15 protein-coding genes, 2 tRNA genes, 4 rRNA genes and 3 pseudogenes are annotated in these 26213 nt (G+C 45.6%); 4 read left to right on the top strand and 20 right to left on the bottom strand.

Annotated elements, in window-relative coordinates; all coding sequences use genetic code 11:
- Positions 1 to 134 precede the first annotated feature (134 nt).
- From rluD to clpB, 3 genes are all read left to right on the top strand, one after another.
- On the top strand, positions 135 to 1112 hold the full coding sequence (gene rluD, locus AAHH42_RS14010) for a 23S rRNA pseudouridine(1911/1915/1917) synthase RluD (RefSeq protein ID WP_072550499.1): 978 nt from the start codon (positions 135 to 137) through the stop codon (positions 1110 to 1112).
- Positions 1112 to 1849 carry a purine nucleoside phosphorylase YfiH gene (yfiH, locus tag AAHH42_RS14015; RefSeq protein ID WP_342221399.1) on the top strand — a complete coding sequence of 246 codons (738 nt, stop codon included), beginning with the start codon at positions 1112 to 1114 and terminating at the stop codon, positions 1847 to 1849. The genes rluD and yfiH overlap by 1 nt, the downstream gene beginning before the upstream one ends.
- A 245-nt stretch (positions 1850 to 2094) precedes the next feature.
- Positions 2095 to 4683, top strand: coding sequence for an ATP-dependent chaperone ClpB (clpB, locus tag AAHH42_RS14020; protein ID WP_342221400.1), 2589 nt, complete (start codon positions 2095 to 2097; stop codon positions 4681 to 4683).
- A gap of 45 nt (positions 4684 to 4728) precedes the next feature.
- Here the strand turns inward: clpB and rrf (AAHH42_RS14980) are convergent.
- The 11 genes and pseudogenes from rrf (AAHH42_RS14980) to miaB form a co-directional block, all read right to left on the bottom strand.
- Positions 4729 to 4836 (bottom strand): 5S ribosomal RNA (gene rrf, locus AAHH42_RS14980).
- A 32-nt stretch (positions 4837 to 4868) separates the two neighbouring features.
- A tRNA-Thr gene (locus tag AAHH42_RS14025) sits at positions 4869 to 4944 on the bottom strand.
- A 22-nt stretch (positions 4945 to 4966) separates the two neighbouring features.
- Positions 4967 to 5082 (bottom strand): 5S ribosomal RNA (gene rrf / locus AAHH42_RS14030).
- Positions 5083 to 5166: 84 nt separating this feature from the next.
- Positions 5167 to 8079: ribosomal RNA gene (locus AAHH42_RS14035) — 23S ribosomal RNA — on the bottom strand.
- A gap of 189 nt (positions 8080 to 8268) precedes the next feature.
- Positions 8269 to 8344: transfer RNA gene (locus tag AAHH42_RS14040), tRNA-Glu, on the bottom strand.
- Positions 8345 to 8424: 80 nt separating this feature from the next.
- Positions 8425 to 9971, bottom strand: a 16S ribosomal RNA gene (locus AAHH42_RS14045).
- Together the 16S, 23S and 5S rRNA genes with 2 tRNA genes alongside form the textbook arrangement of a ribosomal RNA operon.
- A gap of 319 nt (positions 9972 to 10290) precedes the next feature.
- Positions 10291 to 10824 carry a menaquinone-dependent protoporphyrinogen IX dehydrogenase gene (gene hemG, locus AAHH42_RS14050; RefSeq protein ID WP_342222083.1) on the bottom strand — a complete coding sequence of 178 codons (534 nt, stop codon included), beginning with the start codon at positions 10822 to 10824 and terminating at the stop codon, positions 10291 to 10293.
- A 447-nt stretch (positions 10825 to 11271) separates the two neighbouring features.
- Complete coding sequence (locus tag AAHH42_RS14060; protein WP_342221401.1) at positions 11272 to 11475, bottom strand: hypothetical protein; 204 nt, start codon at positions 11473 to 11475, stop codon at positions 11272 to 11274.
- An 81-nt stretch (positions 11476 to 11556) separates the two neighbouring features.
- Positions 11557 to 12166: pseudogene (locus AAHH42_RS14065) on the bottom strand (IS5 family transposase); the annotation flags it as partial.
- Between the two features lie 314 nt (positions 12167 to 12480).
- On the bottom strand, positions 12481 to 13932 hold the full coding sequence (gene trkH / locus AAHH42_RS14070) for a Trk system potassium transporter TrkH (RefSeq protein ID WP_072549853.1): 1452 nt from the start codon (positions 13930 to 13932) through the stop codon (positions 12481 to 12483).
- Between the two features lie 11 nt (positions 13933 to 13943).
- Positions 13944 to 15290 (bottom strand): annotated as a pseudogene (gene miaB / locus AAHH42_RS14075) (tRNA (N6-isopentenyl adenosine(37)-C2)-methylthiotransferase MiaB); the annotation flags it as partial.
- A gap of 197 nt (positions 15291 to 15487) precedes the next feature.
- Between miaB and ubiF the strand changes: the two are divergent.
- Entirely contained in the window at positions 15488 to 16669 is a 1182-nt protein-coding gene (gene ubiF, locus AAHH42_RS14080) for a 3-demethoxyubiquinol 3-hydroxylase (RefSeq protein WP_072549851.1), read from the top strand.
- A 121-nt stretch (positions 16670 to 16790) separates the two neighbouring features.
- Here ubiF and tusE read toward each other — a convergent pair whose 3' ends face one another.
- From tusE to tsaE, 9 genes and pseudogenes are all read right to left on the bottom strand, one after another.
- A complete protein-coding gene (gene tusE / locus AAHH42_RS14085; protein ID WP_072549850.1) occupies positions 16791 to 17120 on the bottom strand; it encodes a sulfurtransferase TusE in 330 nt (109 codons plus the stop codon).
- 283 nt (positions 17121 to 17403) lie between these two features.
- On the bottom strand, positions 17404 to 18417 hold the full coding sequence (hflC, locus tag AAHH42_RS14090) for a protease modulator HflC (RefSeq protein ID WP_342221402.1): 1014 nt from the start codon (positions 18415 to 18417) through the stop codon (positions 17404 to 17406).
- A gap of 3 nt (positions 18418 to 18420) precedes the next feature.
- On the bottom strand, positions 18421 to 19668 hold the full coding sequence (hflK, locus tag AAHH42_RS14095) for an FtsH protease activity modulator HflK (RefSeq protein WP_072549847.1): 1248 nt from the start codon (positions 19666 to 19668) through the stop codon (positions 18421 to 18423).
- Positions 19669 to 19785: 117 nt separating this feature from the next.
- Complete coding sequence (gene hflX / locus AAHH42_RS14100) at positions 19786 to 21075, bottom strand: ribosome rescue GTPase HflX (RefSeq protein ID WP_072549846.1); 1290 nt, start codon at positions 21073 to 21075, stop codon at positions 19786 to 19788.
- 107 nt (positions 21076 to 21182) lie between these two features.
- Positions 21183 to 21452 (bottom strand): RNA chaperone Hfq, encoded by a 270-nt coding sequence (hfq, locus tag AAHH42_RS14105; protein ID WP_072549845.1) that lies wholly within the window; start codon positions 21450 to 21452, stop codon positions 21183 to 21185.
- A gap of 113 nt (positions 21453 to 21565) precedes the next feature.
- Entirely contained in the window at positions 21566 to 22507 is a 942-nt protein-coding gene (miaA, locus tag AAHH42_RS14110) for a tRNA (adenosine(37)-N6)-dimethylallyltransferase MiaA (RefSeq protein ID WP_072549844.1), read from the bottom strand.
- Complete coding sequence (mutL, locus tag AAHH42_RS14115) at positions 22494 to 24302, bottom strand: DNA mismatch repair endonuclease MutL (RefSeq protein ID WP_119797687.1); 1809 nt, start codon at positions 24300 to 24302, stop codon at positions 22494 to 22496. The genes miaA and mutL overlap by 14 nt, the downstream gene beginning before the upstream one ends.
- A gap of 108 nt (positions 24303 to 24410) precedes the next feature.
- Positions 24411 to 25733 (bottom strand): annotated as a pseudogene (gene amiB / locus AAHH42_RS14120) (N-acetylmuramoyl-L-alanine amidase AmiB); the annotation flags it as partial.
- On the bottom strand, positions 25723 to 26211 hold the full coding sequence (gene tsaE, locus AAHH42_RS14125) for a tRNA (adenosine(37)-N6)-threonylcarbamoyltransferase complex ATPase subunit type 1 TsaE (RefSeq protein ID WP_072549861.1): 489 nt from the start codon (positions 26209 to 26211) through the stop codon (positions 25723 to 25725). The pseudogene amiB and the gene tsaE, both read right to left, overlap by 11 nt.
- Between the last annotated feature and the right edge of the window lie 2 nt (positions 26212 to 26213).

The following is a 26213-nucleotide window of genomic DNA, read 5'->3' on the forward strand; positions in this document are numbered from 1 at the left end:
AGACTAACCAATTAAGTGTCCGATAAAGATGTAAACACAGCAGCACATTAGACTTCTCTATACCATTTCGCAAGAAGTCTATTATATTAAACGGCTCTGCCGTCAAAACTCAACGCTAACAAAAGAAACTGCACATGGCAAAAAAATTACAACTTAACACAACGGTGGCTGAATCACAGCTTGGACAACGGTTAGATCAGGCTTTAGCCGAATTGTTCCCAGATTATTCAAGATCACGCATAAAAAAATGGATTTTGGCAGGCCAAGTCATGGTCAATGGCAAAAAAATCAATAAACCCAAAGAAAGGGTCTTAGGTAGCGAACTTATCAGCATTGACGCTCAAACCAAAGAGGATACCCGTTGGATACCTCAAGCAATTTTTTTGGATATTGTATATGAGGATAACGACATTTTGGTAATTAATAAGCCTCGTGGCTTAGTCGTCCATCCTGGCGCAGGCAATCTCGATGGCACTATGCTAAATGCTTTACTACACTCTTATCCGGCAATCGTCGACGTCCCGCGTGCGGGTATCGTCCATCGTTTGGATAAAGACACTACAGGTTTAATGGTCGTCGCCAAAACCATACCTGCACAGACTCATTTGGTACAAGCATTACAAGAGCATAAGATCATACGGGAATATGAAGCCATTGCTATCGGCAATATGACATCAGGAGGCATGGTCGAGAAACCAATCGCACGCCACCCGACCAAGCGCACTCACATGGCGGTACATCCAACGGGCAAACCCGCAGTTACACATTATCGCATTATGGAGCATTTTCGCGCACATACTCGCTTGCGACTACGTTTGGAAACCGGGCGAACTCATCAAATCCGTGTTCATATGTCCTATATTCAACATTCATTGGTAGGCGATCCACTGTACGGCGGTCGATCACGTCATCCTAAAGGCGCATCCGATCTCTTTATCAATACACTACGTAGTTTTGATCGTCAGGCACTACATGCCACAATGTTGCGTCTGTATCATCCTATTAGCGGGATTCAAATGGAATGGCACGCGGCTTTGCCAGAAGATATGGTTACTTTAATCACCGCACTCCAGGCCGATAAAGAAGCATTTAAAGATCAAATGGATCCATAATGAGTTTTCTCATAATCCCTGATTGGCCGGTACCTGTTAACATCAAAGCCTATAGTACCACACGTCATGGTGGCGTCAGTCAGTCTCCCTATGATTCGTTAAATTTAAGCACTCAAGTCGGTGATGATCCTGCTAGTGTAGCGGCAAACCGCCAACGCCTGAAAATACTAGCCAAATTACCCCAAATACCCATCTGGCCCCATCAGGTACACGGCACCCATGTACTTCATCTGACCCACTCTCCCCCATCAAGTCTAGATCTGCAAGCAGATGCCGTATATAGCAACACGCGAGGACAGATTTGTGCCGTCATGACAGCAGATTGCCTGCCAGTGCTGCTTTGTTCATTAGACGGCAATGAAATTGCTGCGGTTCATGCCGGGTGGCGTGGTTTATGCGCTGGTGTGCTTGAAAATACTTTGGCGCAATTTCACGCTAAACCGGACACTATAATTGCCTGGCTAGGCGCGGCGATTAGCGCACAGCAATTTATTGTAGGTGAAGAAGTCAAACAAACATTTATTAATGTTGATGAACAATCTACACTCGCTTTTACCCCCTACGGCACTAAATATTTTGCCGATATTTATTTGCTGGCACGGTTACGGCTACAAACCAGCGGTATTCACGCTATTTACGGTGGGAACCGCTGTACCATGACTGAATCACAGCAATTTTTTTCTTATAGACGTCAGGCTATTACTGGACGTATGGCCAGTTTAATTTGGAGGATCTAAATTTAACTGATCTATTAGACTTATTGCGCTCTAAAAAACGCAGTTACCTTTTGTTATATACAAATTGAGTAATAAATACGCAGTTTAAGCCTATTTATGACCGAGTATCAGCGAACGCAATAGATCCCGAACAGGCTCTATAAAGCATAATCAATAACTCGGAATATACTCTAAGATAACCTTGAAAATTTGAGGGATGACCTTACTTTATTTCTAGTATAAATTCCAACCGATGAGGAAGTATTATGCATCCGGATCGTCTTACCGAAAAATTCCAATCTGCCCTCTCTGAGGCTAACTCTTTAGCCATCGGTCGTGATCATCAATTTATTGAACCACTCCATGTAATGAGTGCTTTACTCAATCAAGATGGAGGAACAGTTTTACCCTTGCTCTCTTCCATCGGTATTAATACCGACGATTTGAATATTAAAATCGATCATGCTTTAGAAAAAATTCCACAGGTTAACGGTACTGACGGCAATGTGCAAATATCAAAAGATCTGATACAAGTATTCAACCTTTGCGATAAATGTGCACAAAAACGAGCGGATAAATATATCTCTTCCGAAATATTCGTTTTAGCAGCACTTGAAAAACAGGGTACCTTAGCTGATCTGTTAAAGACAGCAGGTACTTCAATAGAAAAAATAACTAAAGCTATTGAGAATATCCGTGGTGGTAATAAAATGAACAGTCCTAAAGCAGAAGATCAATACCAGGCTTTGAAAAAATTTACCATCGACCTAACCGAACGCGCTGAACAAGGCAAACTTGACCCACTTATCGGTCGAGATGAAGAAATTCGTCGTACCATCCAAGTATTACAACGTCGAACCAAAAATAATCCAGTACTCATTGGAGAACCGGGTGTCGGCAAAACTGCCATTGTCGAAGGCTTAGCACTACGTATTATTAATGGTGAAGTACCAGAAGGTCTAAAAAATAAACGAGTACTGTCACTAGATATGGGAACACTAGTAGCAGGTACCAAATACCGTGGTGATTTTGAAGAACGATTGAAAGGATTACTTAACGAGCTAATGAAGCAAGAAGGCAACGTGATCTTGTTTATCGACGAGTTGCATACTATGGTCGGTGCAGGAAAAAGTGATGGTGCGATGGATGCCGGCAATATGCTAAAACCGGCGCTAGCTCGAGGTGAGTTACATTGCGTGGGTGCCACCACCCTAGATGAATACCGCGAATATATCGAAAAAGACGCTGCTTTAGAACGCCGCTTTCAACAAGTTTATGTTGACGAACCCAGCGTAGAAAACACTATTGCCATTTTGCGTGGTTTGAAAGAACGCTATGAATTACACCATCATGTACAAATCACTGATCCGGCAATTGTGGCAGCAGCAACCCTATCACACCGCTATATTACAGATCGCCGACTACCCGACAAAGCCATCGACCTGATTGATGAAGCAGGTTCCAGTATACGTATGCAGATAGATTCGAAACCCGAATCACTCGATCGATTAGATCGTCGGATTATTCAATTAAAATTGGAAAAACAAGCGTTAATGAAGGAATCTGATGAGGCCAGCAAAAAGCGGTTGGAAATACTCAATGGCGAATTAGAACAAAAAGAGCTTGAGTATTCGACACTTGAAGAAGAGTGGAAAGCCGAAAAAGCTTCATTGATTGGCACTCAAAATATCAAGACAGAATTAGAGCAAGCCAAAATTACCTTAGAGCAAGCTCGGCGTATCGGCAATTTAGCACAGATGTCCGAACTCCAGTACGGTAAGATCCCAGAATTAGAAAAAAAACTCACCGCAGCCACTCAGCTAGAAAACAAAACCATAAAACTGCTACGTAATCGGGTCACTGACGTTGAAATTGCCGAAATATTAGCACGTTGGACAGGGATCCCAGTATCCCGCATGATGGAAAGTGAGAGAAGTAAACTATTGCACATGGAACGGGATCTACACAAACGAGTCATTGGTCAAAACGAGGCGGTCGAAGCAGTATCCAATGCAATTCGGCGGAGTCGTAGCGGTTTGGCAGATCCTAGTCGCCCCATCGGTTCTTTCCTATTTCTCGGTCAAACTGGGGTCGGTAAAACGGAATTATGCAAAGCGCTCGCCGCTTTTTTGTTCCAGAGTGACGATGCCATAGTACGGATTGATATGTCCGAATTTATGGAGAAACATTCGATATCACGCTTACTTGGAGCACCTCCTGGTTATATCGGCTACGAGGAAGGAGGTTATCTAACAGAAGCAGTACGCCGTCGCCCCTATTCTGTCATCTTGCTCGATGAAGTAGAAAAAGCACACCCCGATGTATTCAATATCTTATTACAAGTATTGGATGATGGTCGCTTAACTGACGGACAAGGGAAAACCGTCGATTTTCGTAACACTGTGGTTATTATGACATCTAACTTAGGTTCGGAGTTAATTCAAGAATATTCCACTCAAATGGACTTCGCTAAAATAAAAAATATGGTCATGAAAATCGTGGGTAAGCATTTCCGTCCTGAGTTTATCAACCGTATAGACGAACTCATTATTTTTCATCCGCTAGAAAAAACACATTTAACGTCTATCGTGCAAATACAGCTGCAACGATTATATCAACGTTTAGCAGAACAAGGTTATCACCAGGTCAACATGAGTGAATCTGCATTAGAATTATTGAGCAAGACGGGCTTTGACCCTATCTATGGTGCACGACCATTAAAACGAGCCATTCAGAGAGAAATCGAAAATCCCCTGGCACAAAAAATACTTTCGGGCAAATTAATACCAAATATGCCGATCACTTTAGATACTGAATTAGATGCGGAGAACAGATACATTATCGCCAAACAGTAAAACAAAACCCCGCGCTCTCACGCAGGGTTTTATTTCTTATTAGTAGCTTGGCGATCTCACATGGGGACACACCACACTACCACCGGCGCTACAGTGTTTCACTTATGAGTTTGGCATGGATTCAGGTAGTCCCAGCGCGCTACTATCACCAAGTAAATTCTTTTAGCAAGATCAATCAAAACCACTGGTGCTGATACCCAGATTTGAACTGAGGACCTCACCCTTACCAAGGGTGTGCTCTACCGGCTGAGCTATATCAGCGCATTGATAAATTAAAATGGATGCCTGGCAGTGTCCTACTCTCGCATGGGGAAACCCCACACTACCATCGGCGCTACAATGTTTCACTTCTGAGTTCGGAATGGGATCAGGTGGGACCATCGCGCTAGGGCCGCCAGGCAAATTCTTTCTCTCAACATGTCTCTCTCAACATGTCTGCTTCTAGAAGCAAGCTGAATCAACATAAAACAACTTCGGTGTTGTAAGGTTAAGACTCCTGGGTCATTAGTACTGGTTAGCTCAATGCATCACTGCAATTACACACCCAGCCTATCTACGTCTTCGTCTTAAACGTCCCTTCGGAGATTACTATCTCTGGGAAGAATCATCTCGGGGCAAGTTTCCCGCTTAGATGCTTTCAGCGGTTATCTCTTCCGCATTTAGCTACCGGGCTATGCCATTGGCATGACAACCCGTACACCAGCGATGCGTCCACTCCGGTCCTCTCGTACTAGCAGCAGACCCCCTCAATCTTCCTACGCCCACGGCAGATAGGGACCGAACTGTCTCACGACGTTCTAAACCCAGCTCGCGTACCACTTTAAATGGCGAACAGCCATACCCTTGGGACCTACTTCAGCCCCAGGATGTGATGAGCCGACATCGAGGTGCCAAACACCGCCGTCGATATGAACTCTTGGGCGGTATCAGCCTGTTATCCCCGGAGTACCTTTTATCCGTTGAGCGATGGCCCTTCCATTCAGAACCACCGGATCACTAAGACCTACTTTCGTACCTGCTCGAGCCGTCACTCTCGCAGTCAAGCTAGCTTATGCCTTTGCACTATCCTCACGATGTCCGACCGTGATTAGCTAACCTTCGTGCTCCTCCGTTACGCTTTAGGAGGAGACCGCCCCAGTCAAACTACCCACCAGACACTGTCCTTGCGCCGGGTCACGGCGCTAAGTTAGAAAATCAAAAACTAAAGAGTGGTATTTCAACAACGGCTCCATGCAAACTGGCGTCCACATCTCGTCGCCTCCCACCTATCCTACACATTAGTTCTCAAGTCCCAGTGTCAAGCTATAGTAAAGGTTCACGGGGTCTTTCCGTCTTGCCGCGGGTACACTGCATCTTCACAGCGAGTTCAATTTCACTGAGTCTCGGGTGGAGACAGCCTGGCCATCATTACGCCATTCGTGCAGGTCGGAACTTACCCGACAAGGAATTTCGCTACCTTAGGACCGTTATAGTTACGGCCGCCGTTTACCGGGGCTTCGATCAAGCGCTTCTCCTCGCAGATTACACCATCAATTAACCTTCCGGCACCGGGCAGGCGTCACACCGTATACGTCCACTTGCGTGTTGGCACAGTGCTGTGTTTTTAATAAACAGTTGCAGCCAGCTGGTCTCTGCGACTCACATACGCTCAGCACGTTCTCAGTGCCTCACCTACATCAGCGTGCCTTCTCCCGAAGTTACGGCACCATTTTGCCTAGTTCCTTCACCCGAGTTCTCTCAAGCGCCTTAGTATGCTCTACCTGACCACCTGTGTCGGTTTCGGGTACGATCGTCTGTTACATCTCACTTAGTGGCTTTTCCTGGAAGCCGGGCATCTGTTACTTACGTACCTTACGTACCTCCTCATCTCGCCTCAAGATTGTGTGCCGCCGGATTTGCCTAACTGCACTCCCTACACGATTGAACCGGGTAAACCGTCTCCCGGATAACATAGCCTTCTCCGTCACCACTTCGTCATAACAAACTGTACAGGAATATTAACCTGTTGCCCATCGACTACGCTTTTCAGCCTCGCCTTAGGGGTCGACTCACCCTGCCTCGATTAACGTTGGACAGGAACCCTTGGTCTTTCGGCGAGCGGGTTTTTCACCCGCTTTATCGTTACTTATGTCAGCATTCGCACTTCTGATACCTCCAGTGAACATCTCTATTCACCTTCTGCGGCTTACAGAACGCTCCCCTACCCAACAGTCATTACATCTGTAATCACCACTGCCGCAGCTTCGGTGCATGGTTTAGCCCCGTTACATCTTCCGCGCAGGCCGACTCGACCAGTGAGCTATTACGCTTTCTTTTAATGATGGCTGCTTCTAAGCCAACATCCTGGCTGTCTTCGCCTTCCCACTTCGTTTCCCACTTAACCATGACTTCGGGACCTTAGCTGGCGGTCTGGGTTGTTGCCCTCTTCACGACGGACGTTAGCACCCGCCGTGTGTCTCCCGTGATATATTCTTCGGTATTCGCAGTTTGCATCGGGGTGGTAAGCCGGGATGGCCCCCTAGCCGAAACAGTGCTCTACCCCCGAAGATAATCTCACGAGGCGCTACCTAAATAGCTTTCGGGGAGAACCAGCTATCTCCCGGTTTGATTGGCCTTTCACCCCCAGCCACAAGTCATCCGCTCATTTTTCAACATAAGTCGGTTCGGTCCTCCAACGGGCGTTAACCTATCTTCAACCTGCTCATGGCTAGATCACCGGGTTTCGGGTCTATACCTTGCAACTCGTCGCCCTATTCAGACTCGGTTTCCCTACGGCTCCCCTAAACGGTTAACCTTGCTACAAAATATAAGTCGCTGACCCATTATACAAAAGGTACGCAGTCACCCTATTCAAGGCTCCCACTGCTTGTACGTACAGGGTTTCAGGGTCTCTTTCACTCCCCTCGCCGGGGTTCTTTTCGCCTTTCCCTCACGGTACTGGTTCACTATCGGTCAGTCAGGAGTATTTAGCCTTGGAGGATGGGCCCCCCGTCTTCAAACAGGATTTCTCGTGTCCCGCTCTACTCTTTGAGTGCAATGTCAGCGCATTTTTAGGTACGGGGCTATCACCCTTTATCGCCGACCTTTCCAGGTCATTCCCCTAACCACTCTTAACAATACACACTCTGGGCTGCTCCCCCCTCGCTCGCCGCTACTAGGGGAATCTCGGTTGATTTCTTTTCCTCGGGGTACTTAGATGTTTCAGTTCCCCCGGTTCGCCTCGTTAAACTATTTATTCATCTAACGATAGTGCAACTTATTGCACTGGGTTGCCCCATTCGGGGATCGTCGGCTCTCTCGCTTCATATCAGCTTACCGACGCTTTTCGCAGATTTGCACGCCCTTCTTCGCCTCTGACTGCCTAGGCATCCGCCCTGTACGCTTCATTACTTAACCTTACAACCCGAAATTGTCTTCGGGTACTGAGTTCTCACAACGACACACGCCTAATTTTCATCACGCATGACTTCATCGCCTCAGCTTCAGCTTGTTCCAGATTATTAAAGAGCAATATCTTAAAACACATTCCATCACACGCTTTAAGATATTTTGTCTCGCTTATACTGCCTCTTTCATACCAATAAATGGCGTCCCCTAGGGGATTCGAACCCCTGTTACCGCCGTGAAAGGGCGGTGTCCTAGGCCTCTAGACGAAGGGGACGGAAAAATATTCAGTGCACAAAAACGAAACGACTTCTATCAGACAATCTGTGTGGACACCACGCAATACCTATCTTCAGGTAAGGAGGTGATCCAACCGCAGGTTCCCCTACGGTTACCTTGTTACGACTTCACCCCAGTCATGGTTCACAAAGTGGTAAGCGCCATCCCAAAGGTTAAGCTACCTACTTCTTTTGCAAAACACTCCCATGGTGTGACGGGCGGTGTGTACAAGGCCCGGGAACGTATTCACCGTAGCATTCTGATCCACGATTACTAGCGATTCCGACTTCATGGAGTCGAGTTGCAGACTCCAATCCGGACTACGACGTACTTTATAAGGTCCGCTCACCCTCGCAGGCTCGCTTCTCTTTGTATACGCCATTGTAGCACGTGTGTAGCCCTACTCGTAAGGGCCATGATGACTTGACGTCATCCCCACCTTCCTCCGGTTTATCACCGGCAGTCTCTCTTGAGTTCCCACCTCTACGTGCTGGCAACAAAAGATAAGGGTTGCGCTCGTTGCGGGACTTAACCCAACATTTCACAACACGAGCTGACGACAGCCATGCAGCACCTGTCTCAAAGCTCCCCGAAGGGCACGTCAACATCTCTGTCGACTCCTCTGGATGTCAAGAGTAGGTAAGGTTCTTCGCGTTGCATCGAATTAAACCACATGCTCCACCGCTTGTGCGGGCCCCCGTCAATTCATTTGAGTTTTAACCTTGCGGCCGTACTCCCCAGGCGGTCGATTTAACGCGTTTGCTCCGCAAGCCACAGTTTATAACCACAACCTACAAATCGACATCGTTTACAGCGTGGACTACCAGGGTATCTAATCCTGTTTGCTACCCACGCTTTCGCACCTCAGCGTCAGTCTCTGTCCAGGGGGCCGCCTTCGCCACCGGTATTCCTCCAGATATCTACGCATTTCACCGCTACACCTGGAATTCTACCCCCCTCTACAAAACTCTAGACTCTCAGTTTCAAATGCCGTTCCCAAGTGAAGCTCGGGGATTTCACATCTGACTTAAGAAACCGCCTACGTGCCCTTTACGCCCAGTAATTCCGATTAACGCTCGCACCCTCCGTATTACCGCGGCTGCTGGCACGGAGTTAGCCGGTGCTTCTTCTGCGAGTAACGTCCATTAGCAACACTCTTTGCATTGCTTCATTCCTCCTCGCTGAAAGTGCTTTACAACCCGAAGGCCTTCTTCACACACGCGGCATGGCTGCATCAGGCTTGCGCCCATTGTGCAATATTCCCCACTGCTGCCTCCCGTAGGAGTCTGGACCGTCTCTCAGTTCCAGTGTGGCTGGTTATCCTCTCAGACCAGCTAGGGATCGTCGCCTAGGGGAGCCATTACCTCTCCTACTAGCTAATCCCATCTGGGTTCATCTGATGGCGCGAGGCCCGGAGGTCCCCCGCTTTGGTCGCGTAACATCATGCGGTATTAGCTACCGTTTCCAGTAGTTATCCCCCTCCATCAGGCAGATCCCCAGACTTTACTCACCCGTCCGCCGCTCGCCGGCAAAGATAGCAAGCTACCTTCCCGATGCCGCTCGACTTGCATGTGTTAGGCCTGCCGCCAGCGTTCAATCTGAGCCATGATCAAACTCTTCAATTTTATTTACTGCTCTGCGCTTCAATATGAAATCAGCCTCAACCACTTTGCAGTAAAAAACAAAACGATCACGGATTCATACATTCTTCAGCACTTTATTCTTGCTTTTGCCCAGTCTTTTTCAAAACCAAGCGATAGCATATTGCCAGTGCCCACACAGATTGTCTGATTAATTGTTAAAGAGCTACTGCGAAGGTTCGTTAAATCACCTTACGTCAGTGGAGGCGCATTATAGGGAGTTTATCTCAACCTGCAACCCTTAATTTGAAAAAGAATTTTAATTGCATTTTTTTTCAGCTATTTGCTGTAATAAAAACGCCTTTTACTTTCCATTCGATATAAGGCTGAAAGCCTTAGCAAAATCATTTACCTGTTGCCAATCAGTATATTCCACTTCCTTACTCGCATCTGTTTCACCACCTGTCATGTGCATAATAAGCTGAATCATTATTCGATCAAACCAGCCATAACGCGGATAACACAATGCTCCCGCAAATACGGCAGATAATCTTGGTTGCCAAGGTGTGCTCGATAAAAATTTACGAACATAGCTGTTCGTTTGTGGAGAGCGTTTTTCCAATTTTCGAGCCGTTAAGTTAACCGCAAAAAATGCACCAGGTATATGGTTGAGTTGTTCTATATGTCGCCTGATAAATGTATTGAATACCGGGCTAAAATGCCCATAACGAACCGATGCACCAATCATTATTTGCTGGTATTGCTCCAGGTCGATTTCAGTTGTCGGAGACAATTTTTGTATCTTACAAGTTACCGTTGTTGATAACTGTCCAGAAATATAAGTAGCAATTTTTTTGGTTTGTCCATCTTTGCTGGAATAAAGTAGTAGTACCTTCATAGTGATGTCCCTTACATAGGTTCTAGTACTGCAGTCGTAGTTGGGTCGAATCCCCTCATAGTGCCAGGTTTTTCCTGCGAGGCCAGTGACATTGCCAGGCACAATATTGATGCGCCGTCGCCAGTCAGACCACTGCAAAGCATGGGAGAGCGATAGTATTCGTGGCCATAACCAGCTTGTGAACAGGTTCCTCAGTTCGGGAAGGGACCAGGGTACGCGTCCCGGGAAGTTTTTTTTGAGCGGACTGGCGTATCACGACCAGTAGGGCAAGTAGTGATAGGGTAATATAGCGGTACCACCCTTTCCACTAGCGAACTTCATAGTAGTCTAGTCCACATTCACCTTTCGTCATCTGGAAGCCTTGTTCAATCTGCCTGCGCTGACTTCCACCTGAACCAATTTTTCCAGCGAGACCTTCTCCCTTTGCATCCCACTGGGTGCACTCGCTCAAGTCAATACTGAATACCTATGCGGAGAGTCCTCACCCAACCATTCCGCCAATTGCCAGCAGGTTTTACGCTGACACTGGCTCAGTAACCCCTTTACATAACCTGCTGCCCGTTCACGGGTTTCAGAACGAGGGAATAAACTCCCTAGCCTGTTCGTTAATTTGTCAAAAATCGCTGAGCCACCGACGTCATCTAACACCATAGATTAAAATAACATCAATCCCAATCCCACAGCCCCTCATTATACACAACCTAACTACGACTGTAGTACTAGATAGTATCGTCATGAAATATTGAACCGTAGAGCAATGTATCGTATTTGTACAGCAGCCAAAAACGAGGGGGGTATTTTTTGCATAACTCGTGGCAATACCCCGCCAGCGTTTGAGATGTAGAAAATCATTCTCCACAAGATGTCGATGTTTGTAGAGGTCCTTGTCATATTCACGTTGAATCTTCCGATTCTTTTTGGGCGGGACAGCCACTTTCATGCCAACTTCTTCTGCTTGCTTAATCATGTTATTACTGTCATAGCCTTTGTCAGCCAACAGACATTCCGCTGTCATGCCCTCAATGAAGTCCATAGCTCTCGTACAATCTGCTTCGGTACCTGATGTAATAATCGCTCTGACCGGCATACCATGCGCACCCACGGCCAAATGTATCTTACTGTTGAGCCCCCTTTGTACGTCCGATCTTGATTACCCCTCTTTTATGCCTGCCACGTGAAGATGAACTTGACTATGAATGGCATCCATCATTAGCCATTCAAAATCCGGCTCCACAATTAGCTCTTCGAGGAGAGACTCTCATAGCCCTTTGTCACGCCAGGGGGGTCTGGTTTTCAATATCCAGAAAACCACATTAATAAACTGCCGATTATCTCGAGCTATTAGACTTGTAGTAGATCGGTGCTTATTCAGCAATAACGGGCGTCATAGAAGGGCCTTTAAGCGATTTTTTCGCACGAGGTAATGCAAAACGCATCCCTAAAATGCTTAAAAAATGTTCGTTTCTCTATTAGGCAACAAGTCTATTCCATCCCAGATACCTTTTCTTCCCGGCAGATGAGGTTCCAGTAGGCTCCAAACATGATCGGATATATCGTGTCAGCGATGGGCTAAATTCATTCTTGAATCATCTCAACAGTAGTCGTTACTTGCTACGTGATAATATATTTTTTATTACGTGACGACCCTATTTAAGATCACTCGCGCCAAAACGTAGGTGTAAACAAAACCAGTAAAGTAAAAACTTCTAGGCGACCAAATAACATGGTGATTACTAATATCCATTTTGCCGTATCGTTCATGGAGATAAAATTATCAGCCACAACACCCAGTCCTGGTCCCAAATTGTTTAAACTTGCAGTGACCGCAGAAAATGCGGTGAATTCATCCACACCAGTCGCAATGATCGCCAGCATACTGATAATAAAAACCAACGCGTACGCGGAAAAAAAACCCCAAACGGCTTCAAGTATTCGTTCCGGTAGTGCCCTACGACCCAATTTTATAGTGTAAACTGCATTTGGATGGACCAGCCGTTTTAATTCCCTCAACCCCTGCAAGTATAACAGCAAAATGCGGATCACTTTCAAGCCTCCCCCCGTTGAACCACCGCAACCACCGATAAAAGCGGAACATAACAACAACATGGGCAGAAATAATGGCCACTGAGCAAAACTATCAGTGGTAAAACCCGCGGTAGTTGCCATCGAAACCACTTGGAAAAATGCTTGACTTAATGTCTCTAAACCGGATTGATAAACATTGTATTGCCAGAGTACAAGAGTGCAGATAATAACTAATGTGAGTTGTATTAGGATAAATATACGAAACTCGAGATCGCGCCAATATACCTTCAGATTCAACCCACTAAAAGCCGCAAAATGCAGCGCAAAATTACAACCAGAGATCAATAAAAATAGCGCAATAATGGTATTAATAGCTGGGCTAGCAAAATAACCAATACTTGCATCGTAAGTGGAAAAACCACCTATAGCAATGGTCGAAAAACTATGAGATATAGCATCAAATACCGACATCCCAGCACACCAGAGAGCAAATGCACAAACAATGGTCAACAGCACGTAGATCAACCAAAGCGTTTTAGCTGTTTCGGCAATCCTCGGACGCATTTTATTATCTTTTAGCAGGCCAGGCATTTCCGCTCGATACAACTGCATACCACCAACCCCAAGAATAGGTAAAATAGCTACAGCCAGTACGATGATGCCCATACCACCGAGCCATTGCAACATTTGCCGGTAAAACAAAATCGCTTTCGGTAGAGATTCTAATCCCACCAATGTGGTCGCCCCGGTAGTAGTAACCGCAGAGAAAGATTCAAAAAAGGCATCAGTGACAGAAAGATTAGGCCGCTCAGAAAATAAAAAGGGTAGTGCTCCCACACTTCCCAACACCGTCCAGAAAAGTACCACTATTAAAAATCCTTCTCGAGGCTTCAATTCATGTTTCTGTTTTCGGTTCGGCAAGGCAAGAAGCAAGCCGATGGTGACAGCAACAACAAGCGTCTCGACGAAGGCTCGACCAGCCCCATCATGATAAATCAATGCCACTACCCCGGGAACAATCATGGTTACGGAGAATAAGATGACCAGATGACCAACAATACGGGCTATCGCACGGAAATGCATCGTGGTATGTTCCTTAGATCCATTTGCTCTTCAGTACGCACAAGGATACCACGCAAAGAAGTTGCGTAGACGCTGGCAATTTCCACATCAACGAATTTACCAATCATTGCTGGTGAACCTTCGAAATTCACCACACGGTTATTTTCTGTGCGCCCCGCTAATTCCATCACATTTTTGCGTGATGGGCCTTCAACTAAAATCCGTTGTGTCGTGCCAACCATAGCACGGCTGAAATGCATAGCCTGTTGACTAATACGTTGCTGTAAAATTTGTAAACGCTGCTTTTTTTCTTCTACAGAAACATTATCTGGCAGATCCGCGGCTGGCGTGCCAGGACGAGGGGAATAAATAAAACTATAGCTAGTATCAAAATTAACATCGGCTATCAGTTTCATCGTTTTTTCAAAATCGTCTAATGTTTCACCGGGGAAACCAACGATAAAATCGGAGCTAACCTGAATACCAGGGCGTGCTCTGCGCAATTTACGAATGATCGCTTTATATTCCAATGCGGTATGAGCACGTTTCATCATTACCAATATACGGTCAGAACCGCTTTGTACCGGTAGATGCAAAAAACTTACCAATTCGGGCGTATCTTCGTATACTTTGATAATATCATCATTAAATTCAATAGGATGACTAGTAGTGAAACGCACACGATCAATACCATCAATGGCAGCAACCAACCGCAGTAACTCAGCAAAACTGCAAACACCACCATCATAGGTAGCACCACGATAAGCATTTACATTCTGACCCAACAAATTCACTTCACGGACATTCTGAGCCGCTAACTGAGTAATTTCAAATAAAATATCATCACTGGGTCGACTCACCTCTTCACCCCGAGTATAGGGTACTACACAGAAAGTACAGTATTTATTACACCCCTCCATGATAGAGACAAAAGCAGAAGGCCCGTCAGCACGCGGCTCCGGCAGACAATCAAATTTTTCAATTTCAGGAAAGCTAATATCTACTACCGGACTCTGTGTTCCCTGTACCTGGTTGATCATTTCTGGTAAGCGATGTAGAGTTTGCGGTCCAAATATTATATCTACACAGGGAGCACGTTGGCGGATATTTTCCCCTTCTTGCGAGGCAACACAGCCACCAACACCAATAAGTAGCTGCGGATTACTGTTTTTCAATAGCTCCCAACGCCCCAATAAATGGAAGACTTTTTCCTGTGCTTTCTCACGAATAGAACAGGTATTCAGCAACAAAAGATCAGCTTCTTCCGGTAGTTCGGTCAATTGATAGCCATGAGTACTGGCTAACAGGTCTACTATTTTTGATGAATCGTATTCGTTCATCTGGCAGCCCCAGGTTTTAATATGCAGTTTTTTTCTCATTGGGATCTTATCTGCTCCATACTCTTTAAATGAATAAAGGCTTAACTACTTAATTAAACGGCATTGTATTCATTCGCTGCCATCCTGACCAGTGATAACCTGTTAATCGGCAAAAAGTCACCGGAAAGCGCTATTAATGTCAATAACACAAATCCACTGTTTAACGATCAACACACAAATTTAAAAGTATAACTAGCATGAATGATGATCAACAAAATTATGATGTAGTCGTAGTGGGCGGTGGAATAGTGGGTGCAGCTGCAGCATTAAACTTAGCACGATGTGGTTGGTCGGTTGCTCTGTTAGAACACAAAGCCCTCTTACCTTTTGATGATAATAGCCCTCCAGATCTGCGGGTATCCGCCATCAATTACACCACTATTGGTTTGCTAAAGCAGCCAGGAGTATGGGCGCGAGTACAGCAGATGCGTTACGCGCCCTATCGCCGCCTTGAAACTTGGGAATTATCCGGTTCAGAGGTGATTTTTGATGCTGCATTCCTGGCGTTGCCAGAATTGGGTTTCATGGTTGAAAACCGCGTATTACAACTGGCATTGTGGCAACAGATGAAAGAATGCAATGGCTTGACATTACTCTGTCCAGCAGAATTGAAAAATATGCGAAGAATAGATGATCACTGGCAATTGACGCTGGACAGACCACAACAATTAAAGACACGTTTAATCATCGGTTCTGATGGCCCCCATTCGCTAGTACGACGTTTAGCGGGTATAGGCACCAGCGGTTGGCAATATCGTCAAGCTTGTATGTTAGTCACAGTGGAAACAGAAACACCACAACAGGAAACCACCTGGCAACAATTTTTTCCATCCGGACCGCGTGCTTTTTTGCCATTGTTTGGTCATTGGGCATCGTTGGCCTGGTATGATAGTCCGCAACGTATTCGCCAGTTACAAGCGATGCCGCTTTCACAACTCAATCAAGAGATCACCCGCGCTTTTCCAGCACGTCTCGGCAAAGTCAATGCTATCGCAACGGGATCCTTCCCGCTAACTCGCTGTCATGCGCAACATTACGTTGAATCTGGGTTAGCACTATTGGGTGATGCTGCACACACTATTAATCCGCTAGCCGGACAAGGCGTCAACTTAGGCTATAAGGATGTGGATGCATTGATTGATGTGCTTAATCAAGCTCGTGAGCTAACCAGAGCCTGGTATAGTAAGGAGGTATTGTTACGCTATCAGTATCGACGCAGAAGAGACAATTTGTTAATGCAAAGTGGCATGGATCTTTTTTATACCGCGTTCAGTAATAGTTTGCTGCCTGTAAAAATAGTGCGCAACCTGGCACTGATGGCAGCACAGCGAGCCGGTAAGTTGAAAGAGTATGTGCTGAAATATGCCTTAGGTTTATGAATACGCTTTGACTTCACATAACGAACAACGGTTTTGCAAGAAGTCCAATGATAAAATTTTCGATAACACATTGATATTAAAAAATCTTATTAATAAAAGCAATCGCTCGGACGATAGTGGATCAGATACATTTCACTGGCTTAGGCAATCCGGCAATTTTAGTCGCTTGTTTTGCTGGACCTTTAGGAAATAAGCGATACAGGTAACGGCTATTACCTTTTGCTTCACCAAATTTTTGCGCCATAGCAACGACTAGCATACGAATCGCAGGTGAAGTATTATACTTTTGGTAGAAATCACGTACAAAGTGCACGATTTCCCAATGTGATTCCGTCAAGACGATACCCTCCCGTTCCGCTAAAAGCGGAGCCAACGTCTCGGACCAATCCGTGCTGTTTTTTAAATAACCCTGCTCATCAGTATCAATGGATCGACCATCAAATATCAACATATCGCCTCAGTGGTAACAAAGCTATTACACGCAAAAAGTCTATTGAATAGGTTTAAACAGATTTTAAGAACCTGTCCAAATCTTTTTGAGCGACGCTCAGGCGAGGAAAAAATGAGCGAAAAAGCGCGGTTTACCCTTTGTATACAACAAAAGGGAGTCAATGAGCGTTTTGAGCGCGCCTTTAACGAATTACTTGACCAAAACACGGCGAGCACAAGAGATTCCAAACAGGTTCATAAAGAAAGGCTCGTATTAACGAGCCTTAATAATAACAAACATTACATCATGGACGATTCGTAGATTTTTCCGGCAATTTCATAAAACGAAAGAAATCACTGTCAGGACTAAGCACCATCACATCATTAGAGCCAAAGCTTTTTACGTAAGCACGTAGACTCCGGATAAAAGCGTAAAAATCAGGATCTTTACTGAAAGCCTCAGCAAACAATCTAGCAGCTTCCGCATCACCTTGACCACGCGTGATACGTGCCTGACGTTCTGCTTCTGCCAGTGTACGTGTCACTTCATAATCAGCGGTTGCTCGCAGTTTCTCTGCTTCTTCCTGGCCTTGTGAACGATGGCGACGAGCTACTGCCTCACGTTCCGCACGCATGCGCTGGAAAATAGCGTCAGAGACTTCAGCGGGTAAGTTGATTTGCTTAATCCGTACGTCGACGACTTCGATTCCTAAGGCTGCCATACTATTCGGGTTAACCGCCGGTTGTTTACCACGAGTTTCCCGCTCGACTCGCGCCGCCGCAATCGCAATCGCAATCGCAATCGCATCATCTGCATCAGTAGTGACCATTTCATCATCAACTGTGCCCGTGTTCAAAGCATTACGCACATCAGACGTGAGCTTACCACGAGAATCAGTCACAATATCCTTTACGTCCAAACGACCAATTTCAGAACGCAGGCGATCACTAAACTTACGTTTTAGCAACACTTCAGCCTGTGAAACATCTCCACCTCCTGTCGCCAGATAGTAACGGCTGAAATCACTGATACGCCATTTTAAATAGGAATCAACAATGAGATCTTTTTTCTCTTTAGTAACAAAGCGATCTGCCTGGTTGTCCATAGTTTGAATACGTGCATCCAGTGTTTTCACCGTTTCGATAAGCGGCATTTTAAAATGGAGCCCTGGCACATAAACCAACGGCTTATTATCGTTATCACGCAGTACTTTGCCAAAACGCGGTACGATACCGCGTTGACCTTCCTGTACAACAAACACTGACGCGTAAAACGCTATCACTACCATAGCGATGATAAGTAAAAAAGGCTTACGCATTGATTATTCTCTCCCTACGCGAATGGGAACGCTACGTTGAACGTTAGCTCGACCTTGATCCGAGAGACTACCCGTACTGGCGCTTTTTACATCCTTACTTTGACTGCTTTTAGCAGACGAAGGCCGGCTCAGATCAATCAAACTGGTGTTTTTATCGCCATCGGCTTTATTTAGTGTTGTCTGCCCACGTAGCATTTGATCCAGGGGAAGTACCATCAAATTCCCTCCCTTATCATTAACCAACACTTTACGGCTATGACTTAACACCTTCTCCATAGCATCAATATACAGTCGCTCACGTGTAATTTCAGGTGCGGCCTTATACTCAGGCAACAATTTGGCAAAACCGGCAACTTCACCTTGTGCTTCTAACACGGTACGTGAAGTGTAAGCTTTAGCATCTTCCAATAGACGCTGAGCTTGACCGTTGGCACGAGGTTGAACCTCGTTGGCGTAGGCCTCCGCTTCACGAATATACTGTTGTTCGTTTTCACGAGCTGCAATTGCATCGTCAAAAGCTGCTTTTACTTCTTCTGGCGGACGAGCAGCTTGGAAGTTAACATCGAGCAAAGTAATCCCCATTTTATAGGGTCGAACAGTTTCTTCCAGGACACGTTGAGTCTCACTACGAACGATGGTACGCCCTTCCGTCAGGATTTTATCCATGGTGAATTTCCCGATAACTCCCCGTACAGCACTGTCGGTTGCCTGACGTAAACTGTCGCCAGGATAGACCACACTAAACAGGTAAGCGGCAGGGTCGGTGACCCGGTACTGAACATTCATTTCAACCCGAACGACATTTTCATCAGAAGTTAACATAACACCGGCTGCCGCTAGCTCTCGTACTGACTCAACATTAACCGGAGTGACCTCATCGATAAAAGTGGGTTTCCAATTCAATCCAGGCTGTACGATATGGCTTAATTTCCCCAAACGAGTCACTACACCACGTTCAGCTTCCCTGATGGTATAAAAACCACTGACTGCCCATATGACAATCATCACTATAGCCACAGTACTGACGATACGGCCAAACCCCCAACCCGATACACTGGTATTATTACTACCTTTGCCTTTGCCACCGAAATCGCTTAATTTCGTACTCAGCTTACGGAGGATATCGCCAAGATCAGGCGGCTTTTGCTTACTACCACCTTTATTATTATTTCCGCTAGAGTTGCCGCTATTATTGCTGCTTCCCCACGGATCGCGGTCCTGTCCGTTATTACCGGGCTGATTCCACGCCATGTTTTAGCTCCATTCTATGATTGGTTTTCTTTAGACCAAGAGTTTGCTCCAAGAGACAAACACTCCATTACACAAAATTTAATCCCACAATAATACACGATTAACCGTCGCTATGGGCTAAACAATATAATCGACTAATTTTTGTTCTTCCTTACACAAACGGCACCACTTGGCCACAGGCATCCGAATTAACATACCAACGTGCCCACTTTCTTCTATTACCCATTTTTTTTCAATTGATTGCAGTTGGTGTAAACGGCTAAGTAGACGGCCCTCCTCGGGCGGTAATTTCAATTCATACTGTGCTACCTCACCACTAAGACGCTCGCTCAGCGCTTGAAAGAGCAACGAAATGCCAGCTCCGGTTTGCGCTGAGACCCACACTCGGACGGGTACATTTTCTTCGTTACGATCAATACGTGGCATCACTCCAGACAACCTGTCAATTTTATTCATCACTAAGAGTCGAGGAACTTCATCAGCGGTAATTTCCTTTAGCACTACATCAACCGCCATCATATTTTCATCAACACGCAGATCCGCAGCATCAACAATATGTAACAATAATGAGGCTTGCCGCGTTTCCTGTAGTGTCGCTTTAAAAGCAACGACCAAATCATGCGGCAAATGCCGGATAAAACCAACGGTATCCGCCAATACGGTCTCCCCCACATCCGTCACGTTGATGCAGCGCAAGGTAGGATCGAGAGTAGCAAAGAGCTGGTCAGCCGTATAGACATCGGCTGCCGTCATTCGATTAAATAAACTAGATTTACCCGCGTTAGTGTAACCGATTAGCGAAACTGTAGGAACTTGCGCTCTGCTACGTGCCCGCCTCCCCTGTTCACGCTGTTTTGCTACCCGTTCCAGCCGACCTAGAATCAAACTGATACGGTCACGTAATAAACGACGGTCAGTTTCCAGCTGAGTTTCACCAGGCCCTCTTAACCCTATGCCCCCTTTCTGACGTTCCAAATGCGTCCAACCACGTACCAATCTAGTGGCAATATGACGTAATTGCGCCAATTCAACTTGCAACTTACCTTCATGAGTACGGGCACGTTGAGCAAAAATATCTAAAATCAAACCGGTTCGATCAATCACTCGACATGCACACAAACGTTCCAGATTTCTTTCTTGCGCAGCAGAAAGAACATGATCAAACAGTACAACAGATGCCCCCGTCGTTTTGACAACAGCGGCGATTTCTTCGGCTTTACCCTTACCAACGAAATACTTTACATGGGGAAATTGGCGACTACCCGTGATAACGCTCACCGCCTCAACCCCCGCTGAAGAGACCAGTGATTCGAACTCGCGCAAATCTTCTGTATCTTTATCTTTTTTTTGAGAAAAAAAGATATGCACCAGGATAGCCCGATCCCCTACTTCATAACGGTCAAACAAGTGCACAACCTCTCAAGCGGATAAAAGTAGCTAGCTTGGAAAACATAAAGTTATATTTTCTATACTGTTTTCCATCCTCGTTCACCAACCAGGCGTGTTATTCAGCATCATCGTTTTTCGGCCGCTGTTGCTGCAGCAGAAACGGTAGGATTATTATCCTTATGGAGTGACACCTGACGATCGGGCACGACAGTAGAAATAGCATGTTTGTAGACCATTTGGTTCACCTTACTTCTTAACACGATAGCAAACTGGTCAAAAGACTCAATCTGTCCCTGAAGTTTAATACCATTCACCAAATAAATAGAAACCGAAACCCTTTCACGACGTAACGCGTTTAGGAAAGGATCTTGTAAAGATTGTCCCTTATTAGCCATCCCATCTTTTCCTTATTGTTTGTTGTTTTTAAGTAAGCAACTAGTGGCTCGAAAAGAAACTACGTAAAAATTTTCGCCCTGACATTTTGAGCGATTGTACACAATAGCTCATGCTATATACTAACAACTTGTATTATAGAATCTAAAGTTTGCTGTGGTTTATCACTATCGAACCACTGAACAGCATTCCAACCCCGTAGCCAGGTTATTTGACGTTTTGCGAGTTGACGTGTCGCACAAATTCCGCGGTAAACCATGTCATCATAGCCATAATCACCGGCGAAGTAAGACCACATATGGCGATAACCAACACAGCGCATGGATGGCATATCCTTATGTAAATCCCCACGATCAAAGAGCGCCTTAACCTCTGCTTCAAATCCAGCATCCAGCATATGATGAAAACGAGATTCGATCCGCTGGTGCAAAAAATCACGATGCACAGGCACAATTGCAAATTGATAAACCCTGTACGGCAAAGTTTCACCGGAAGTTTTCATCAATTCCGTTAAAGTGTTACCCGAAATAAGAAAAACTTCCAGTGCCCTGATGAGTCTTTGAGGATCATTTGGATGAATTCGTTGCGCTGCAAGCGGATCCACACTCGCTAACTGCTGGTGTAAAGCTTCCCATCCCAATTTTACCGCTTGCTGCTCAAGTTGCTGACGTATCACAGGATCTGCTGAGGGTAAGGGTGATAAGCCCTCCAAAAGGGCTTTGAAATATAGCATGGTGCCACCTACCAGTAATGGAATACGCCCGGTAGCGCTGATTTCAGCCATTTCTTTCAATGCGTCTCGACGAAAATTTGCGACAGAATAAGACTCGGCTGGATCACAAACATCAATCAAGCGGTGCGGAGTCAGTGCTAATTCTTGAGCACTGGGCTTCGCAGTGCCAATATCCATGCCACGGTAAATTAGTGCAGAATCGACACTGATCAATTCTACCGGCAAATATTGCCGCAATGCTATTGATAACACCGTCTTACCAGAAGCAGTCGGCCCCATAATAAAGATTGCACTGGGGCGGGTTACATTCTCAATTTTGTTCATGTAGTAACATTGCCAATGTAGACTGTATATCAATAAATTGTAAAAGTTCTGCTGGCGGAGATCGCACCAGATGAGGGCAAAGACGTTCAACATCAGTCAATAACTGTATCGCTTGTGAAACATTCCACATCTTATGCTCACTGCTAAGATGCCTAGCAATCCACGTAGCCAGTACTTCTGACGATATTTTATCCTGCTTAGACAAATAGATTAACAATTCTGGTATCAATTTTTGTAAATTTTGGTCACGTAACGGTAACGATACCGCATGTAAAGTCACTCGATTTTGCGTGATCGTCAGCTCAATTCCCATCATGGACAGTAAATTTTTATGGTGCTGATATGCCATGATTTCGGTTTTATCCAGATTAAGCTTTAACGGAATGAGCAAAGGCTGTGCCCGTAATGCCTGTGGCAGTCGGTTAAGCTGTGTTTGTTTCAAGCAACGCTCAGCCACCGATAAAGCCAACAATGCGATTCTCTGATCACTATACTCAATTAACGCATAGCAGGGCAGAAAGATGCTGAGCACCCGACCAAAACTATGACAAGAACTATTACGGTTAACACCATGATGATTAGCATAGACGGCTCCCCATTGCTCCCGCGCAACCAATTTATCGCTATCAGTATGCTGATGGGGTTCTTTAAGCGATTCTGGTTGTGCGTATTTATTCAATCCAGCAGAAACACGAGTTTTAGGCTGCCAGCCAGGTGTTTCTAACGCAGTGTCGATACTCAACACAGGTTGAGTGCCAGATTGCAGAACCTCTAATGGTAGATCTCCCTGTTGTCGAGCCTTATGTTGCAAAACTGCAGTGACAGCCTGATAAATAAAATCATGCACCAGCCTGGCTTGATGGAATCGCACCTCTTGTTTTGCCGGATGCACATTGACATCGACCTGATGGGGATCGAGGTCCAGATAGAGCACATAAGAGGGTTGCTGACCATCTTTTAATAAATCCTGATAAGCTTGGCGGATGGCATGGTTTATCACTCGATCACGCATCATGCGCTTATTAACATAACAATATTGTATTTCATTCAAGGAACGTTTGACGGCAGGATCCACCACCCAGCCACCAATAGCCAAGTCGCCATGCTGCCACGAAATGGCTAACGCATGTTGTAAAAATGCCGCACCACAGATACTCGCTAATCGACGCTCATATTGTGATGGATCGAGGGCAGATCGATACTGACGTATCAACTTATCATTATGACCAAGATTGATGGTAACATCGAAGCGTGCCAGGGCAATACGCCGAACTACTTCATCAATATGACCAAATTCGGTTTTTTCCGTGCGCATGAATTTGCGACGCGCCGGCGTATTATAAAACAAATCTAATACCTCAAGCGTACTACCGACCGGATGAGCAGCTGGTTTGATAGTCACCGCCATATCACGTCCTTCCACATAAGACTGCCAGGCCTCTGCTTGTTTAGCCGTACGTGAAGTTAACATCAAGCGGGATACCGAACTAATACTAGCCAGTGCCTCACCACGAAACCCCATACTAAGAATGGTTTCCAGATCTTCCAATGAACGTATTTTACTCGTGGCGTGTCGAGCCAATGCCAACGACAGTTCTTCTTTAGCAATGCCACAACCATTATCTCGAATACGAATAAGTTTCGTGCCACCACGTTCGATATCGATGTCAATGCGCGTCGCACCCGCATCCAAACTGTTTTCTAGTAACTCTTTGACTACCGATGCAGGTCGTTCCACCACCTCTCCTGCAGCGATCTGATTAGCAAGTTGTGGTGGTAATATCTGAATCGGCATCATCGTTCCTTTTGCTAATGTATGTTAGAGCCTATCCGAAATCTGTTGCTATCGCTGATACTTCATCAAAAATGCGCTCATCATTACCAGGGATCTTCAACGTCGAGTCGGCGAAACCTGTAACGGGTGCGCCAAAAAATAATTGCGTAAACCTTGATAAATCGCCTGAGCAATTTTACCCTGGTACTCATCACTACCAAGCAACCGTTCTTCCATGCTATTGCTAATAAAGCCGGTTTCCACCAATACCGAAGGAATATCGGGTGAACGTAATACCCCAAGACTGGCATGTTCAGGTTCAACTTTATGAATGGAGCCAACACGTTTCAATTCACGTAGCATACTAGCCGCGATGGCATAACCAACACGCTGAGAATGACCAAATTGCAAATCTAACACTGCTTTGCTTAGGTACGGATCGGCTGAAGGACTAGCTAGCAGATCACCCGCACCACCAAGCAGCTCCGACTGTTTTTCGTGTTGTTCCAACCAATTACCAAGTTCACTGTTAGCACGGCGATTAGATAACACCCAAACTGACGCGCCCCTCGCGCGGCGGTTTGGGGCAGCATCGGCGTGAATAGACACCAATACATTAGCCTTTTGTTTACGTGCTACATCAGAACGCCCCATTACCGAGAGGAAATAATCGCCATTACGGGTTAATACCGGTTTAAACAACGGATCGTTATCGAGTAAAGCCGCTAATTTACGTGCAACACTAATAGTAACATGCCTCTCTTGCAAACCATTTTGACCAACAGCACCTGGATCTTGGCCACCATGTCCGGCATCGATGGCAACAATAACCAAACCGCTAGCGCCACGATTACTGACAGATGAACCTGCCGTTTTCACCGTACGGGCTGATCCTGTGGTCATCATTCCAGTAGTCGTAACACCTGTAGTAACAGTGCCGACACTATTCTTGCCGATCCCTACTGGCTGATTATTAAATGGATTATTACTCTCGCTAGAGGATTTAGGTTGCAGCATAGATGCTATTTCACGAGCTGGTGTCTTTCCTTCAGCGATCAGGGTGAAAATCACCTGATACACGTTGCCCGCTTGCTTAGCGAGCACATTGGTTTTCACTTTTCGCGTCAAATCAAATACTAGACGAGTACTTTGTGTGTCTCGGGGTTGACTAGAACGAATTTTTTTTAACAGATGAGGTTCACGGAACGCCAAAGGTAAACCTGAAACAGTGCCACTTTGCCGAACATCCAGCACCAATCGCTCAGGATCCTGTAACAGAAAAAAATCATACACTGGGCGTTGATCAAAACTCAGTATCACTTTGCTCTCAGTAAACCCGTTACTAACGTTGATATCGGTTAATTTCATCGCCCAAGAAAAAACGGGGACGACCAAAACGCAAAAAATAGCAACAAACAAAAGGGGAACACTGTAACGCCAGTTAAATATCATTGTTTGAATACCGTGACTCAGCAGCTAAACGCTGTAATAGTTCGACACCGTAGTCAGAACAAGCCACTAACCGGGCCTGACGCCCTTGCTGATGATAAGCTAAATGAAGCTTAATATCTGCTTTGGGCAAAAAACCGGCTCCTTTTTGTGGCCATTCCACCAAACAGATAGCCTGTTGATCAAAATAATCACGGACACCCATAAATTCCAATTCTTCCGCATCAGCTAAACGATACAGGTCGAAATGATAAACTGCTCTTGGTGTTAAAATATAAGGTTCAACCAAAGTATAAGTAGGACTTTTTACACTACCACGATGGCCCAAGGCACGAAGAAAACCACGGCTGAAGGTGGTTTTTCCACTGCCTAACTCACCGAGAAGATAAATAACGCTAGCACTATTGCAAACAGACGCCAAAACGGAACCCAATGCAACGGTGGCAACTTCATCAGGTAAAAATAAAACCTGTTTTTTCATGC

Origin of the sequence: Candidatus Fukatsuia endosymbiont of Tuberolachnus salignus, from assembly GCF_964030845.1 — a bacterium.
Taxonomy (GTDB): Bacteria; Pseudomonadota; Gammaproteobacteria; order Enterobacterales; family Enterobacteriaceae; genus Fukatsuia; species Fukatsuia symbiotica.

Coding starts and splice junctions, on each gene's coding strand:
- miaA (WP_072549844.1), bottom strand. CDS start 22,507: ATGAACAAAATTGAGAATGTAACCCGCCCCAGTGCAATCTTTATTATG.
- hflC (WP_342221402.1), bottom strand. CDS start 18,417: ATGCGTAAGCCTTTTTTACTTATCATCGCTATGGTAGTGATAGCGTTT.
- trkH (WP_072549853.1), bottom strand. CDS start 13,932: ATGCATTTCCGTGCGATAGCCCGTATTGTTGGTCATCTGGTCATCTTA.
- hfq (WP_072549845.1), bottom strand. CDS start 21,452: ATGGCTAATAAGGGACAATCTTTACAAGATCCTTTCCTAAACGCGTTA.
- ubiF (WP_072549851.1), top strand. CDS start 15,488: ATGAATGATGATCAACAAAATTATGATGTAGTCGTAGTGGGCGGTGGA.
- tusE (WP_072549850.1), bottom strand. CDS start 17,120: ATGTTGATATTTGATGGTCGATCCATTGATACTGATGAGCAGGGTTAT.
- rluD (WP_072550499.1), top strand. CDS start 135: ATGGCAAAAAAATTACAACTTAACACAACGGTGGCTGAATCACAGCTT.
- clpB (WP_342221400.1), top strand. CDS start 2,095: ATGCATCCGGATCGTCTTACCGAAAAATTCCAATCTGCCCTCTCTGAG.
- hemG (WP_342222083.1), bottom strand. CDS start 10,824: ATGAAGGTACTACTACTTTATTCCAGCAAAGATGGACAAACCAAAAAA.
- yfiH (WP_342221399.1), top strand. CDS start 1,112: ATGAGTTTTCTCATAATCCCTGATTGGCCGGTACCTGTTAACATCAAA.
- tsaE (WP_072549861.1), bottom strand. CDS start 26,211: ATGAAAAAACAGGTTTTATTTTTACCTGATGAAGTTGCCACCGTTGCA.
- AAHH42_RS14060 (WP_342221401.1), bottom strand. CDS start 11,475: ATGGTGTTAGATGACGTCGGTGGCTCAGCGATTTTTGACAAATTAACG.
- mutL (WP_119797687.1), bottom strand. CDS start 24,302: ATGCCGATTCAGATATTACCACCACAACTTGCTAATCAGATCGCTGCA.
- hflK (WP_072549847.1), bottom strand. CDS start 19,668: ATGGCGTGGAATCAGCCCGGTAATAACGGACAGGACCGCGATCCGTGG.